Source organism: Pseudomonas sp. UBA6323 (assembly GCF_002439135.1).
GTDB lineage: Bacteria > Pseudomonadota > Gammaproteobacteria > Pseudomonadales > Pseudomonadaceae > Aquipseudomonas.
Genome location: NZ_DJSX01000066.1, coordinates 13,858 through 28,126 on the forward strand (window position 1 = coordinate 13,858; position 14,269 = coordinate 28,126).

General features: G+C 56.8%; 14 protein-coding genes and 2 pseudogenes. 9 read left to right on the forward strand and 7 right to left on the reverse strand.

The annotated features are described in order from the left end of the window. Positions 1-77: 77 nt before the first annotated feature. The 5 genes and pseudogenes from B3P22_RS15780 to B3P22_RS15800 all read right to left on the reverse strand — a co-directional run. Positions 78-323 carry a hypothetical protein gene (locus tag B3P22_RS15780; RefSeq protein ID WP_296271638.1) on the reverse strand — a complete coding sequence of 82 codons (246 nt, stop codon included), beginning with the start codon at positions 321-323 and terminating at the stop codon, positions 78-80. Continuing rightward, positions 320-553: a hypothetical protein gene (locus B3P22_RS15785; RefSeq protein WP_296271639.1), complete on the reverse strand. Its 234-nt coding sequence runs from the start codon at positions 551-553 to the stop codon at positions 320-322. The genes B3P22_RS15780 and B3P22_RS15785 overlap by 4 nt, the downstream gene beginning before the upstream one ends. Continuing rightward, positions 550-1,188, reverse strand: coding sequence for a ParA family partition ATPase (gene parA / locus B3P22_RS15790; RefSeq protein WP_296271640.1), 639 nt, complete (start codon positions 1,186-1,188; stop codon positions 550-552). Before parA ends, B3P22_RS15785 begins: the two co-directional genes overlap by 4 nt. A 989-nt stretch (positions 1,189-2,177) precedes the next feature. After that, positions 2,178-2,690, reverse strand: a complete 513-nt coding sequence (locus tag B3P22_RS15795; protein ID WP_296271641.1) for an antirestriction protein ArdA — start codon at positions 2,688-2,690, stop codon at positions 2,178-2,180. A 372-nt stretch (positions 2,691-3,062) separates the two neighbouring features. Beyond that, positions 3,063-3,332 (reverse strand): annotated as a pseudogene (locus B3P22_RS15800) (IS30 family transposase); the annotation flags it as partial. On the opposite strand from B3P22_RS15800, the pseudogene B3P22_RS15805 reads away from it, so the two are divergent. The 8 genes and pseudogenes from B3P22_RS15805 to B3P22_RS15835 form a co-directional block, all read left to right on the forward strand. Then, a pseudogene (locus B3P22_RS15805) lies at positions 3,315-3,517 on the forward strand (transposase); the annotation flags it as partial. The pseudogenes B3P22_RS15800 and B3P22_RS15805 sit on opposite strands and share 18 nt — an antisense overlap. 236 nt (positions 3,518-3,753) lie before the next feature. Then, positions 3,754-4,968, forward strand: a complete 1,215-nt coding sequence (locus B3P22_RS15810) for an ABC-three component system protein (protein WP_296271642.1) — start codon at positions 3,754-3,756, stop codon at positions 4,966-4,968. 4 nt (positions 4,969-4,972) lie between these two features. Further along, positions 4,973-5,458, forward strand: a complete 486-nt coding sequence (locus B3P22_RS15815) for a three component ABC system middle component (protein ID WP_296271643.1) — start codon at positions 4,973-4,975, stop codon at positions 5,456-5,458. Then, positions 5,455-7,395, forward strand: coding sequence for a DUF3732 domain-containing protein (locus B3P22_RS15820; RefSeq protein ID WP_296271644.1), 1,941 nt, complete (start codon positions 5,455-5,457; stop codon positions 7,393-7,395). Before B3P22_RS15815 ends, B3P22_RS15820 begins: the two co-directional genes overlap by 4 nt. Before the next feature lie 84 nt (positions 7,396-7,479). Continuing rightward, on the forward strand, positions 7,480-8,172 hold the full coding sequence (locus tag B3P22_RS15825; RefSeq protein ID WP_296271645.1) for an HNH endonuclease: 693 nt from the start codon (positions 7,480-7,482) through the stop codon (positions 8,170-8,172). Further along, entirely contained in the window at positions 8,169-8,807 is a 639-nt protein-coding gene (locus B3P22_RS15830; protein WP_296271646.1) for a hypothetical protein, read from the forward strand. Before B3P22_RS15825 ends, B3P22_RS15830 begins: the two co-directional genes overlap by 4 nt. Then, the gene (locus B3P22_RS23740; RefSeq protein WP_349681637.1) at positions 8,807-9,193 is read left to right on the forward strand and encodes a nucleotidyltransferase domain-containing protein; all 387 of its coding nucleotides are present in this window, start codon (positions 8,807-8,809) and stop codon (positions 9,191-9,193) included. The genes B3P22_RS15830 and B3P22_RS23740 overlap by 1 nt, the downstream gene beginning before the upstream one ends. Before the next feature lie 67 nt (positions 9,194-9,260). After that, on the forward strand, positions 9,261-11,975 hold the full coding sequence (locus B3P22_RS15835; RefSeq protein ID WP_296271647.1) for an ATP-dependent DNA helicase: 2,715 nt from the start codon (positions 9,261-9,263) through the stop codon (positions 11,973-11,975). A gap of 313 nt (positions 11,976-12,288) precedes the next feature. Here B3P22_RS15835 and B3P22_RS15840 read toward each other — a convergent pair whose 3' ends face one another. Beyond that, entirely contained in the window at positions 12,289-12,585 is a 297-nt protein-coding gene (locus B3P22_RS15840; protein WP_296271648.1) for a LasR-specific antiactivator QslA, read from the reverse strand. Next, a complete protein-coding gene (locus B3P22_RS15845; RefSeq protein WP_296271649.1) occupies positions 12,582-12,851 on the reverse strand; it encodes a hypothetical protein in 270 nt (89 codons plus the stop codon). Before B3P22_RS15845 ends, B3P22_RS15840 begins: the two co-directional genes overlap by 4 nt. Positions 12,852-13,629: 778 nt before the next feature. On the opposite strand from B3P22_RS15845, the gene B3P22_RS15850 reads away from it, so the two are divergent. Next, a complete protein-coding gene (locus tag B3P22_RS15850; RefSeq protein WP_296271650.1) occupies positions 13,630-14,256 on the forward strand; it encodes a hypothetical protein in 627 nt (208 codons plus the stop codon). Positions 14,257-14,269 lie beyond the last annotated feature (13 nt).

Below are 14,269 nucleotides of genomic sequence, written 5' to 3' on the forward strand. Positions count from 1 at the left end.
TAAGGACGCCATTGATGTGCACAGCACCTGACTCTCTTGCATGCACATGTGTTGTGGCACCATCGCCGCCACGGTCTTCAATGGCGGTGCATTCGCCGGCAGGTGGCCGTGCTGCGCAGCCATTGTGGTAGGTGAACCAGCATCAGATTGCCAAGCGCCAGTGAGTTGGCCGGCGAAGTGCGATACCAGCCGACGGGCACGCTGTCGGACGCGTTGTAGACCAACTGCGGTGGCGACGTTGTGAGCGCCGCCCAACCCAGGGCGAATGTGCTGCCTGAGGGCAGTGTCAGCGGTCGCCATGCCTGGTGAGTCACCGGCGTCATGACCTGTCCTGCTGTTTCAGCACTTCGCGCAGCATCTCCGCCATCGTCACGCCACGGTCGAAGGCCGCCAGCTTGATCCGTGTGCGCAGCGCCGGCGTCACGTCCAGCGTCAGCCGGGCGCTGTAGCGCTCGACCTTGCCTTGATCGATGGCGACGCCCTGGCGTATCCAGGCTTCGGCCTGTGGATTTGCCAGTGGACGTGCACCGATACCGATGCGCTTGCCGCTCATGGCGACCACCTCAGCAACTCGTCCACCAGGCTGCTGACCTTCCGCGCGGCGGCACTGTCCGGCGCCAGTTCACGTGCCAGGCGACCGGCTGCCACGCTCTCGGCGAAGACGATGCGCTGGCGTACCTCGGCCTGCAGTGCAAGCATCGGTTGGTCGGCCAAAGCCCCGCGCGCTTCGCGGCCAATCACCGTGGTACTGACGCGGCGGTTGATAGCGAACGCCGCGCGCAGCGTCGGCCTGAACACCTGCGCCTCGCGGATCAGGTTGACCATCTCCGCGCTGGCCCACAGGTCGTAGGGGCTGGGCTGTACCGGGATCAATACGCGATCTGCTGCCAGCAACGCCGAGCGGGCGAGGGCGGCGATGCGCGGTGGCCCGTCGATGATGATGTGATCGGCGCGACGCGCTAGCTCTGGGGCTTCCTGGTGCAGCGTCTCGCGCGCCAGGCCGACAGCACTGAACAATCGCGGCAAACCTTGCTGGCTACGCCGTTGTGTCCAGTCCAGTGCCGAGCCCTGTGGATCGGCATCGAGCAGGATGACGTTCTTTCCACGCAGGGCCAGTTCACCGGCGATATGGGTGGCGAGGGTGGTCTTGCCCGCCCCGCCTTTCTGGTTGAGCAGGGCGACGATCATGGCCGGGTCTCCCTGGCCAAACCGCCCCGATCAGCACCTGTCCACACACAGGCGCTGCCCCAATAACAAGTTAGAGCTTTTAAGTTAGTTAAGTTAAGGGGAGCTGAAAGGCCCGCCAGCCGTGGCCTGTAGAGAAGTTTGTGCGCCTGATAGCACGAGAGTGGTGCGCCTGATAGCACGTGCAGTCGTGCGCCTGATAGCACGACTGCATTCACAGCTTTTCCCGAAGTTATCCCCGTGCCGTCTACGGCACGCGCCGGAGATCCGTTCGCCTGGAGGGCAAGCGCTGAGATGTTTCAGCGGTTTTCTAGGCATGGGCTGGCGCCGATCCCGGAGCAGGGTGCGGGCAGGCTCGAGATAACTTCGCTCAGGATAGGTGTCACAGATCTGCTGTGCATCGTCCTTGTGCTGGCGTTAGCGCCGATGGCTGCCCTCCGGGCCTGTGCGCGTTTGCCGGAAACGGTCCAGGAGCGCGTTGAGGCGCTTCAGGTGACTTGGGAAAGGACGCAGTTGGGGTAAAGCGGCTGGAGCGTTCAAAGGGGCTCTGGAGGCGTTTCTGGCCGCTGTCGTTGAGCGTGGCTCAAGGGTGAACAGGCGGGCCTAACTGGTAGACCCTGGCCTATTCGTGTGCGAACTCGCGTCTCGCAGTCTCGCCCAACGGGCGGCATATGGCGTGTGTGGCTGCAGTCTCCGAAGGTTCGGTTCTACGGCTTTCTGCAAAACCGGACAACCGCATCGGCGGGTTTCCGTAAATCCGTAAAAACGTAAATCCGCTTCCTCACAGATCCGTGGATACGGATCGACGGATTTGGGCAAAACCGTAAGGCCGTAACGGTCTCAATCAACTGGCAGCAAAACGCGGTTGCTCCAGGCTGATCGCCGGAAGCGCGCCCCCGCGCATCAGCCTTGCGGGTGGGGCGCGCGGGTGGCCGGCAGGACAGGGGCGCAAAAAAACAGGGCACCGGGTAGCCCCGGTGCCTTTCGCTGGTCTAGCGATTCCAGAACACATGCACCTGCTCGAAGCCGGTCTCCAAAGTGAATACGTCGCCGCTGTATTCCATGTCACGGGCCATAGCGCGGTAATCGATGTACATGACCAGGTGCGGCGGAATGCTGCTGGTTTCCTCGGTCAGCTCCTGGACGTAGTCAGCCAGCGAGGTGTAGCAGCCGCAGTAATCCTCCTCGGCCGCCTTGCGCGCTTGCTCCAGGTCGTTGAAATGAGCGAGCAGGGCACCGCCGAATTCGGGGTACTCCTCGATGAAACACGCGATCTCATGGGCGTTTTCGAGGCCGTCGTATTCGCCGATGCGGTAGCCCTCGAAGCCCTCGAAGTCGTGAATGGCATATTCCTCCGCACCCTCGACCGGCGAAGCCGCCAGCATGGCGTCGACCTGCGCCTGGATGTCGTCCAGCTCCAGGGTGGCGTCGAGCCAGACGCCATGCAGGTGACCGGCGTTGTAGGCGGCTAGGTCGGCAACGTAGATCCTGATGTGTTCGCTCATGGCTTTCGCTCCTTCGTCTTCAGGGTTCTGCGCTTGCGCTGCGCATGAACCCCTGCCGACTAGGGCGACTAAGGCGGTCGTGAAAAAATCAGGAAAAATCGCGGAGGCTCCACCCAGCGCAGCGGCCGGGTGGAAACCGTCTATTTTTCTTGATTTTGAGGGGGCAAGAACCCCTGTTTTTGCAACGTGGGGAACGTCACCACGTGTGGTGACCGCAACATGCTCCGTTAGTTAGCAACTGGCCGGAGCCGACTAGGAGTTGCCGCTCGCCTATCGCAGCTCCCGATTCCAAGCCCTCATTAAGGGTTTAGAAGCAGGAGCAAATCTCGCCGGAATTACCCTTGGCGGTTGCAGGAGCTGAGTACAACACGTTCATTGAATTGAAGCCGGCGCATCATGCCCCATAGCTATGGCCTTCTGCATCACCTCACCATAACTTCGATGGGGCGCTTGAAGTCGAAGCGCTTACGCGGTCGAATGTTCAGTTGTGGCGCGATGGCATTCAGTTCCTCTTGGCTGTGCGCCGACAAATCTGTTCCCTTGGGCACGTACTGGCGGGATCAGGCCATTAATTTTTTCGTTGCTACCGCGCTGCCAAGGGCTGTGGGGACCGCAAAAGAAAATCTCCAAGCCGGTTCTCTTTCCCGTCCTTCCTTGGGGGCGCGACGCGTCGCCGAGAAGGCGCTCGCGGCAGTGATCCAGGAGGCCTACGCCCAGGGCGCCTCGACCCGCGCGGTCGACATCTGGTCAAGGCCATGGGCAGCATCTTCAAGAGCCAGATGCCGCGCCTAGCGGGAGAGATCGACGAGCGCCTCCACGCCTTCCTCGACCTGAATGCGTGGTTCGGTGATGTTCCACCATTCGCAAACAGGCGTCATCGCCAGCCCCTGATCCGGCTTTGTTGCCTTCTATCTGACCGATGTGGAGGTAGAGCGCATCGACCAGCGTGAATGTCCGGCGGCGGTGAGAGGAAGCGCCCAGACTGCCTTATGTGATGGCACTCTGTTACTGTTTTCTAATGCAGGAATGTGGATCAAGTGCAGCAGAGGGAGGCGCTGGAGAGATGACGGAAAATATTGACTCGAACGCTGTTCATGAAGCGACAGCCGCTGCCCTTGGGTTTTATTTTCAGAGCCAGTTTGCGTTACTGACGCTCATTTCTCAGACGAATAGCGAAGCCGCCGTAGCGGTGGAGCGTTTGGACGATGTTGAGCTAAAGGTCGACGGGCAAAGCCTGCTGTATCAGCTCAAGCACTCCATCCAAAGCAATCCTCCCGCCGTAACTCTGGCATCCGTAGCATTCTGGAAAACCATCAAGGTCTGGATTGATGCCCTGCCTCTTGTTTCGCTTCCGGATACCACATTCCACCTTGTCTCAGTTGGCAAGGTACCCGCTGACTCACCACTAGCTGCCCTATGCAATCTGACCAGCGATCGCAATGCCCTGCTGCTGGCGATGGAAGAGGAAGCAGAACGCGTAGCCACTCAGCGAGCCAATGCTGAGAAAGCGGGTACCAAGCTTCCGCATGCGGCTCGGGCTTCTGGGTGTGATGCTTTTCTTAAGCTCGCCCCCAGCGTCAGGTTGAGCTTGATGCGCCGAGTCATTATTCAGCAGCGCAGCGTGACTATTGGGCAAATACCTGATGAGTTGGCCAAGTGGTTACATCTCATTCCGCGCCATCTACGGCAGCAGGCAGCGGAGCGACTGCTGCAGTGGTGGGATCAACAAGTCGTATTCGGGTTGTGTGATAGGCGCCAACGAGTAATTCAGCGTAGCGAAATGGAGCAGCAAATATCCTCCATCATCGCGGATCTGGAGGAGGGAGCTCTGGTTGCCGAATTCGCAAGCTTCACGCACCCTGAGAATTACGAGCCCGACGGAATGCTGACTCGCCAAATCGAGCTTGTGCATGGAAAACCCTCAGATATCGCGAAGGCTATTCGCGCACAATGGCGGGCCAAAGAGCAGCGATCCAGCTGGATCAACAGTAATCCGAAAATGCGCTCCACAATCGCGGGCTACGACAGCCTGCTAACCGAGCGCTGGTTTGATCGTCATAGCCAGATGGTAGAGGATTGCGCGGACCTTGAGCCGGCCCAAGTCGAAGCCAAGGGACTCGAGCTTCTTCGTTGGTCTCATGAGCTCGCGCCAAATCAAGTCGAACCTATCGCTCATGGCTGGAGTGCTCATTACTACGTACAAGGCACTTACCAGGTGCTTGCAATCGACCTTCACGTTGGCTGGCATGCAGACTACCTGAAGCTTCTCAAGGATTAGAGCGATGGGGATTGCCCACGACATTTTCGCCGAAACCAATCCGGCTTATTGCGCTTGTCTGTTGGCCACATTCGTCCGAGCTTATCGTGCCCAAAGTGGATCAGTGCCTGACATCACGTTGTGCTACGCCGCTCTGCCTTTGGCATTGTCCGGTGACCTGGCTCCAACGTTCGACAGCTCCAATCGCAAGACAGGATTATTGGAATGGCTGCGCCGCAGTCCCGTTATTCAGATCCGTCTTGCTGATCGGGTGAATGGGTCGTTGGAAATCGTTACGGAGGCGATCAGATTTGCTTGTTTCAGCAAGCTCTTGGCAATCACTACCGAGGGCAAAGTAGCCCCAGGCGCCTCGCCTGTACCTAAACATCTCAAGGCACAGCTGACTCAGGACACCCAGAACATTTTCGACAACATCGATCGCCTCGGTCATTGGTTCGCCCTGGCGGGCTCGACAAGGACGGTATTCAACCTCATGGGGCTTGAGCTATGAGCCGATGGAATATTTTAAACATCTTCTTCCTTGGCGAGGGAGGCCGCGTCCGTGTTCTCGACCTGAAGCGCGGCGAGGTGAACATCATCACCGGTGCATCGGGAACCGGTAAGTCGACGCTCATCAAAGCCATTGACTATTGCCTGGGGTCGAAAGAGTGTGAGCTTGCTGCCCATGTGAAACGCCACAGTATTGCTGTGGGCGTCAAATGGGTGCTGGGCGATGCGCAGATGATCACGGGCCGGGTCATTCCGCCTCTGGGACAAAACACCAGTACCAAAATGTTTGTGAGCAGTGGGCGCAATCTCCCAATCCCAGCGTCGTTGAAGGAGTTTGAAGGTGCGACAAACCTTCAGGCGGGCAAATCCTTTATCGAGCGGGCATTTGGGATCGGCGGAGTAGCAGACGCTTCGGATGAAAGCACTGTCCGAAAATGGCGACCAACATTGCGCCATGCAACGGCTTACATGTTTGTCCCCAAAGACGTGATCTATAACGAGACCGCTCTGCTTCATGGTCTGGATCAGGCCGATGAGGCACCGGCCATTATTGAAACGATGCCTTACTTCCTCGGGGTCGTCACTCCAGACACAGTGATTCAGGAGCGACAGCTACGCGATCTGCGCAAGCGGCTTGATCGGGAAGAACGTCAGCTTCGGGTTCGCCAGGCCGACGGTAGCGATTACAGAAAGCATGCAATGCGCTTGCTGATGGATGCCCATCGTTTTGGATTATGCGATCTCCCACCTGACGATGCTTCTGAAACTGATCTTCAGGACGCGCTCCAGAGGGTCAAGCGGCTTAAGATCGACAAAGGGCAGAACCCGAACGAAAGCGAACTATCCAGTCTCCACACGCAGCGGCGCAGCCTGCTCAGCGATATCGAAAACGCGAGGCGCAGTTCGCGAGCAACACAAGCGGCGCTCCAGGAAATGTTGGGGTTCGAGGGGGCGGTACGGCGGCAATACGAGAAGCTGAAAATTGCAGAGCATCTTCAGCCGGTGGCCCACTCATGCCCTTTGTGTGCTTCACCTAGTGAGCGCGGGATCGTTGCCGCTCAGGCCATCCGCCAATCAATGGAGGTCGTTCGTTCTGAAGGCGTAGCGGTTGAGAATGTACGACCTCGACTTGTGGAGCACGAGGACTCACTTCAGTTGGAGCTTGCGAGGCTCAACGACAAGCTCAAGGGCGTCGACGAGCGCATAAAAACCTGGATCCGGCAAAGTGGTGAAGCCAAGGAAATGGCTGACCTCGCCCAGTATCACGCACACCTGATGGGCAAGGTTTCGCAGTTCTTGGAAATGAATCCGGCGAAGCCGCTTCCAGGCCCTGACTTGGATGTCCTGCGCGGGCAGATTGAGGGGCTGGAGGCGCTCATCGATAACGACGCCAAGCAAGTGCTGCTCACACGCGCTGAGCGAAAGGTCTCGCAGTACCTGTCAGAAGCATTCGCTTTGCTGCCCACGGTTGATCCGTGCATTGGGGCCGATTTGGAGTTCTCCTCCAAACCGCCGGCCATCGCAATCATCGAGAAGGGTACTGAGGCGGTATTGCGGCTACCCGATGCTGGATCGGATGAAAACTACCTGGCAATCCACATCGCGTTGTCATTCGCTCTGCAGAAGTATCTCGGGACAATCAACGCACCGGTACCTGGCTTTCTGGTATTCGATCAGATCAGCCGGCCTTACTACCCCCAGCGCGGGGAGGACGAGGAAAGCATTGGTGAAAATGAGGAGGTCCTGGCAATGCGTCGGCACCTGGACTTCCTATTCAAAGCTACCTCTCAGCAACGTGACCTTCAGGTTCTGCTGATTGAGCATGCTTATTTCGGCGATGATCCCCGATATGTGGCTGCTACCCGTATGAGGTGGAACAAGTTATCTGGGGATGCCTTGATTCCTTTGGACTGGCCAAAGAGGGAGGGCAGCCTATGAGGATATCTGGCATGCAGCGGCCTGCCTCCTTGGGCTGTACCTTCAACGTCATTCCTAGTCACGTCGGATTTTAGGCTTCCAACCATGGCAGATCGCAAACATATACCTGCAGAGACGAAACTGCGGCTGTTTTCGGAGGCTGCAGGTCACTGCCAACATCCCAGCTGCCTCCAGCCCCTTTTCCCCGCTGAAATGGGCGGAGACAAACATATAGCCGAAATGGCCCATGTGATTCCGCACGGAGAAACAGGACCGCGCCACGAGGACAGACCCGCTGGTGTTTTTGAGGCTGACTCTTTTGAAAACCTGATCCTGTTGTGTCCAACCTGCCATACGATCATCGACAAGGATCCTGACGGATATAGCCGGGCCACCCTGCTAGGTTGGAAAAGTAATCACCTCGCTGCCTTGGCGCTTAAGCAAGGAATTTTTGCCTACGATGAGCGAAGCAAAGTTAGAGAGGCCGTGACCGCTGGCATGGCCGAAAACAAGGCTATATGGGAAGAGTTTGCTCCCGCCGATGGCTCCAGCTTTGAGTACGATCCTGAATCTGAATCTGCCCTGATGTGGGGGCAGAGGATGCGAAATGTCATTCTGCCAAACCATTTCCGCATTCAAGCCATTATCAAGGCGAACCTGCACCACATGACTGACGCAGAAAAGCAGACATTTGCTCGATACCAAGAACATGTTCGAGGTCTCTCAGAGCGTCACGTTTGTGGTGTCGCCGGCGGCGCTATTCGCTATCCCGAAGAAATGGATGAGGTTCTCACATGAGCTGGCAAGTGAATTACGCTCTAGAAAACATCCAACAAAACCGGAAGGTTACGTCGGCGCAATATATTCGTGGTGATGCTATTAGGATCACGATTCAAGAGCAGCCCGACGTAATTGCAGTCATCTCGGCCGATCGCACGATTAACGAAGAGATAGCGAGGCAGTATCATGCTGAGTTCCCTGATATGGATTTCCTGTGCGGATATCGAAAGGAATGTGCATGGGAAGGCGGTGCGATCACCTATCTCGAGAACAACGGAATAGGCTGGGGGAACTCAAGCACGCTCAGTTCCGCCATTCGCGATAACGACATAAATACTGCCGCCCATAAGGACTACTTCTTCTCGTACCGACTCATCAGGCAGAAGAGATCCGTTGCGAATATCATGCGAGAGTTTGATCGCGTCTTTACGATGACTCTCGTCGATGGGCGCTGCCTCAGGATAGGCATGATTATGGAGTACGAGCCAACTGCCGATGCCATTCGCACTTTCTGGGATCGGTTTGGCCGCATCGATATTGCCTGGCACATTAATCCCAACGGACATCCCACCCAGAACGCCATTGACGCAGGGCGGGAACTTGGATGCGGAGTAATGAAATGGGACGAACTGAGGGTGTTGATGGAGCGTTGATGACGGCATGTGAAGTCGCGAGGCACCTCATTCGAACCTGCGAGTCACTGCGGGAGTTCGAAGCCTTCATGTTCGGCTCGTCACTGTTGGGTGTGGGCAGCGATTTCGACATTTTGATAGTTGGCCCGTCTGGCGAGCCCCTGTCCCGACTGAAGGCGGAGTTAAGACATGCAGGAAAGGAGTTGCCGCTCGACGTTCTATATATGCTGCCGCAGGAGGCGGAGGAGACGGGATTTGTTACGAGCGAAGGATGCATAGCTCTAACACAATTGGCCGACTCCAAGAACGCGGACTTCTGTCGTGCAGACGGGTGCCAACCGGTTGAGCCTAACAGCGAAAGCGGGCAGTCCCTACTGAATTCAATAGAACGCATTATGAGTTTGTGATTCTCTAGGTAAGCGAGGGCTACTCAATCTACCGTGCATTCTTGAGCTAGAGGGGGCTGAAGAGCGTATGACTACGGTCACAAAGCAGATCCAGAACGCTGATGAGGCGATTTGTCGAAATATCGAATCGCTTGCTGACCAGCGGGCACTGCTCTCGCAGAATGTGCTCGCTCAGCTACGGAACTTAGTCGAGGGTGTAGCCGTTCGTCTACATACAAGTTCTCCCGATGCCGAATTTAATTACGCCGCAGTGGATCCAGGGCTGGCCTTCGTCAAAAGCAAGGGAAAGTTCAACTTCATCGGCCGGTTCCACAAACTGATCCAGCAAAGTGCTTCTCACTATACGTTGGACGGGGACGCTTCCGAGCGGTTGATGCTCAAGTACTATGAGTACCTCTGCCGCATCCGCAGCTTGCTTCAAGACAGCTGTAAATTGGCCGTACTGGCAAACTTAGAGGACTTCCCAGTCGACCTTGATCCCTCTCTTCGGGAGTATCACGAGAAGATCGCCGCACGGATTGATATGGCCCGCTTATCCCCGCCGGCGGCCAACAGCTCTCGTGATCGATACTACATCCATAAAACACGCCCGTTTTTCCTCTTCGGTCGGATTTACTACGAGGCTACCCTCTATCGCGCCGTAAACAAGGTGAGCAAGTTCGACCGCATCATCGCCTTCACTGATATCGACATGACGGATAAGTACGCGGCCATGTTAACGCTCCGGCGGGATTCGATTGAGGTGCTCGGCCAGACGATGCCGATCACGATCATCAGTGAGTGGGAAGTTTCAATCCGCCCGTGTGAGTTCGACAATTTCGCGCGTCTTCTGGGCTTTGCCTCTAAAGTGCGAGCCGCCTCGACGGAGTATCGTTACCTGATGTATCGGCTGACAGCTGGCTCAGGCAGTCTGCTTGATCTTCTGGACATCTCTGACGGCAGCTACGCTACGGCAAGAGCAGAGGCGACGGCTGGCGGCGCACAGCCACTGATCTTCCCGGTGCTGGATAAAGCGCGGCGGATTGTGAGGTCGCGAGCTCCGGGCCACAACGTCCTTCGGTATCTCATGCTGCGGATGCAGAACCAGATACTCAAGTCGCAGTACGACCGAGATGACTGCCGCATTCTGTCTGGACTGAAGCTTCGGTACGGCTGTGCTCCCTTTGACACTATGCCGTTTTGTACCTCGTTGTCCTCCCATAATCCGCGGTACTGGGATCTAGTCGAAAGCCTTGATACGACTGGAAGGGTTCATGAATTGCTCGCTCGACGCGTGAAGAACAACGTGGAGCGTCACGGAAACCTTTACACACCCGTGACTGCCCTTGAGGCGTTCGGAGATGTCAGTGGGTTGATCTCGACTTACAACATGAGGCTCTACTACAAGCATACAGAGCGCCAACTCCTGCTCGACAGAGGGCACGTCTTTGTCCGAGGGTATGAGAACGAGACTGTCTCCATCGTTGAGCTGCTTCAGAAATACTCATCGTCGAGGATCGAAGGCTTCACTCAGGCCGTCGAGCGCTGGCTCGATGAAACACCACGTCGAATCGACGATCCGATAAAAAAGGATGCTCTCAAGCAGTTGTTCAGCCATTCGCGCGTCGCACTGATCTATGGGGCAGCCGGTACTGGAAAATCAACGATGGTTGATCACATCGCTCACTATTTCAACGATAAAGAAAAGCTGTTCCTGGCGCACACAAACCCAGCGATCGACAACCTAAAACGCAAAGTGACCGCGCAGAACGCCGACTTCCGAACAATCAGCAGTCAGATTGGCAAGAAGACCTCTACCACGGAGTACGACCTTCTCGTTATCGACGAATGCAGCACCGTCAGCAATGCAGATCTCATCAAGGTGCTGGAGAAAACCTCCTTCAAGCTGCTTGTATTGGTTGGCGACGTCTACCAGATCGAGTCGATCCAGTTCGGCAACTGGTTCGAGATTATCCGATCATTTATTCCAAGCACGTCGGTGTTCGAGCTGACAACCCCCTTCAGAACCAAGAACGACTCATTATTAGGCTTCTGGAATAAGGTCCGTGCAATTGAAGATGACCTCACAGAGGTCATGGCCCGCAACGGGTATTCCACCGTGCTCGACAAGACGCTATTCGAGCCTCAAGGGCAGGATGAGATCATCCTGTGCCTGAACTACGATGGCCTCTATGGAATCAACAATATCAATCGATTTTTGCAGGCCAGCAATCCTGGTACGGCGACTACCTGGCGTGTCTCCACGTACAAAATTGGAGACCCAGTGCTCTTTCATGAGACCGAGCGGTTCCGACCAGTGATCTACAACAACCTCAAGGGGCGTATCGTTGGCATCGACAGCGTTCGTGGCCGGATTCAGTTCGACGTAGAGCTTGATCGACCGCTTAGCGAGTTCGACGTAGATAATGATGAGCTTGAATGGATAGAGGGATCGACCGTGCGCTTTTCTGTCTACGACTTGAATACTAGCGACGAAGACGACGACTCGCTAAACACTACCGTACCATTCCAAGTTGCTTATGCCGTGTCGATACACAAGGCGCAGGGTCTCGAGTACGACTCTGTCAAAGTCGTCATCACCGACGCCAACGACGACGACATTACTCACAGCATCTTTTACACAGCAATAACCCGGGCACGCGAGCGTCTGCGGATATTTTGGACTCCCGAAACGCAGCAAAAAGTTTTAGAGCGGATCCATCACGACGCGAATTCAAAGGATGTAGCTATTCTCTCTGCCCGGCGCGGTCTTACGCCGGCGCGAAACAGAGGCCTGACGTGAAGGACTGCTTTTGGCCAATTCTGTTGAAAAGGTCGGCTTCTGAGAGAACTGCTTTTCAGCAGCTCAAAAAATGCTCTATTTCGGCGTTGCTACGTAATAAATCAAGGCCGCTCCGTCTTCTGAGCGGACCAGATATCAACGTCGCTCGCGCTCTTTTATGGGTAAAGAACTCGACGGGACTTTTTCAACAGAATCGGCCGTTCTCGGCCTGTTCTAGGACGCCCTCACTATGGGGGCGATTCAGGTGTTCCCAAAATTTGAAGGCATGTGACGGTTAGCGCGAGCCGGCAAGGCCGGCTCGCGAACATCAGCTTTACAGCTCCAAGGAAAAGGGATTAGCCGACTGCCCGCAGCACTTGTGAGAGCAAAGCCGCTGATGAATGCGGCTTAGGAATCCAACCTCGAACGCGCGCCTTTCCATCGCGCAGGGCAGTAGATCTCGCTCGGCGATCATTACTGCCCAGAGCCAGCCGCTGCGGGCGTTGTCGAGCCAGGTCTGGGCTAGCTTCACGCCCTGGTTGAAGGCTTCTCTGCAGTCAGCAGCCCAGATGATTTCTACGCCTGGATGGCCATCATGAGGAGGCAGGCATGTCATGACACCCTTGCTCATGCGGCACCTCCTCGCACTTCGGAGAGAGCGCGGCGATAAAGCACGACCATCTCGTCGAGTAGATCCAGGGCTGAATATGCAGCGATCCGTACGCGCAGGTCTGCCGGCTGCAGCCCATCAGGTTCAGCCAGTTGATCCAGCAGATTGCCGAGCATGACGCCGCGCAGTTCAGCGGCAGCTTCAGAGGGTAGGGTAGAGCGTTCGGATTCATGCAGCGGGCTTCGCTGCAGCGGGAAAGGTACAACGCAGGATTCGAACTCAGCCATGGCGCACCTCCGGGTCAGAGGTGGACAGCAAGACCTGAAGCCCAAGGCGGAGCTCTCGGGTAAAAAAGGGGTAGCGCATTTTCCTTGTGCTCCTCAGACGATTAAGGAGCCGTCACCCGCCGTTGTCACTCGGATATGGGTGGCGGACCGTGCGGGGGTGACAAACCGGCGTCCGAGGGAACCGGCCAGGCAAAAGCCTGCCCCACACGGCCCGCCATAGAAGTTAAGCAACCAAGCAATCGTATTGCTGGCTACCTAAGCTATGGCGCTACCGCGCCTCGAACGAATCAGGTTGTCACACCCGGTCGTGGGATTTACCACGACGGGCGCACTCTAGCCCGAGGGTTTCAGGATGGCAACCTACTGTGGCGTAGGTGAGATTGAAGACGGGCAACACCTCGGCCCTGATTCAGCGACGGCATGTTCGGGTTCGTCTCGGGGGCGGCTTGCGGATAATATGTAGGCTGATTGATGATGGCGTTACCAGATCCGTCGCCCCGCAAATCGATCTATCTCTCGCCTTAGTAAAGCTCTGCGCGATTGACGGTAGAAGTGGCGGTAACGCCCATGTCAATTTCAGCCAGTCCCTTAAGCCAAGCGGGTTCGGGCGGCTTGTTGATGATCGAGTGGGAATGATGACCCTCCGAGCGTAGCTCGTGTGACGAAACCCCGGCCATGGTGCCGGGGTTTTGTTTTTCAGCGGTATGTGGCGTGTTTTCTGTCGTGCGCCGGCAGCTTTGGCTAGGGTTAGGCTTTTACTTTGTAAAAGGAAGCGCCCATGCCTGCCTGCTCGCCATCTGCCTCGTGCTCGCCCACTTTCCTGGCAGCGCTGCTGTTGTTCCTGGCACCCTGCGCATTGGCTCAGGACATCATCGAGCGTTTCGGCGAGCGCGCCTACACCGGTCGGGTCGACTTCAAGGTGGCGCCTCCCTCCGGCAAGTCGGCCACGCACTACGGTAGGGGAAGTGTGCTGCTGCAGCGCAGTGCACCAGGCAAGGCGAGCCTGCAGTTGCAGGGTAAGGTGCCGGACAGTACTACGCAGACCGAGCTTACTGTCCCCGGCATCTATGACGAGACCGGCTGGCGTAGCGAGCCGGGTGACGTGCAGATGAGCATCACTGCCGACGGGCGTGTCAGCGGTGGGGGCGTCAGCAACGGACGTACTTTCCTTTTTTCGGGCACGTTCAGCCCGACCGATGTGCGGCTGGAGGTGCGTGTCACGACGGCTCGTGAAGAAGGTGGTGCGCCTGCCGGAACCACCCTGACGTTCGATTACCGGGTCAAACGCGAATCGCTCGAGGCGCAGGCCGGTCAGGATGTAGAGGAAGGCTGCCGGCTGGTCATGCGACCCATCGCCAATTTCGGTGGCGGCATGACCATGGCTCAGGTGCCTGAGTGCGATTGAGCGAAGACACTCT

What these genes read in the sequence shown, in the direction of transcription:
- B3P22_RS15810 (WP_296271642.1), top strand. Translation starts at nt 3,754, where the DNA reads ATGACGGAAAATATTGACTCGAACGCTGTTCATGAAGCGACAGCCGCT.
- B3P22_RS15780 (WP_296271638.1), bottom strand. Translation starts at nt 323, where the DNA reads ATGACGCCGGTGACTCACCAGGCATGGCGACCGCTGACACTGCCCTCA.
- B3P22_RS15785 (WP_296271639.1), bottom strand. Translation starts at nt 553, where the DNA reads ATGAGCGGCAAGCGCATCGGTATCGGTGCACGTCCACTGGCAAATCCA.
- B3P22_RS15815 (WP_296271643.1), top strand. Translation starts at nt 4,973, where the DNA reads ATGGGGATTGCCCACGACATTTTCGCCGAAACCAATCCGGCTTATTGC.
- B3P22_RS15820 (WP_296271644.1), top strand. Translation starts at nt 5,455, where the DNA reads ATGAGCCGATGGAATATTTTAAACATCTTCTTCCTTGGCGAGGGAGGC.
- B3P22_RS15845 (WP_296271649.1), bottom strand. Translation starts at nt 12,851, where the DNA reads ATGGCTGAGTTCGAATCCTGCGTTGTACCTTTCCCGCTGCAGCGAAGC.
- B3P22_RS15825 (WP_296271645.1), top strand. Translation starts at nt 7,480, where the DNA reads ATGGCAGATCGCAAACATATACCTGCAGAGACGAAACTGCGGCTGTTT.
- B3P22_RS15830 (WP_296271646.1), top strand. Translation starts at nt 8,169, where the DNA reads ATGAGCTGGCAAGTGAATTACGCTCTAGAAAACATCCAACAAAACCGG.
- B3P22_RS15835 (WP_296271647.1), top strand. Translation starts at nt 9,261, where the DNA reads ATGACTACGGTCACAAAGCAGATCCAGAACGCTGATGAGGCGATTTGT.
- parA (WP_296271640.1), bottom strand. Translation starts at nt 1,188, where the DNA reads ATGATCGTCGCCCTGCTCAACCAGAAAGGCGGGGCGGGCAAGACCACC.
- B3P22_RS15840 (WP_296271648.1), bottom strand. Translation starts at nt 12,585, where the DNA reads ATGAGCAAGGGTGTCATGACATGCCTGCCTCCTCATGATGGCCATCCA.
- B3P22_RS15850 (WP_296271650.1), top strand. Translation starts at nt 13,630, where the DNA reads ATGCCTGCCTGCTCGCCATCTGCCTCGTGCTCGCCCACTTTCCTGGCA.
- B3P22_RS15795 (WP_296271641.1), bottom strand. Translation starts at nt 2,690, where the DNA reads ATGAGCGAACACATCAGGATCTACGTTGCCGACCTAGCCGCCTACAAC.
- B3P22_RS23740 (WP_349681637.1), top strand. Translation starts at nt 8,807, where the DNA reads ATGACGGCATGTGAAGTCGCGAGGCACCTCATTCGAACCTGCGAGTCA.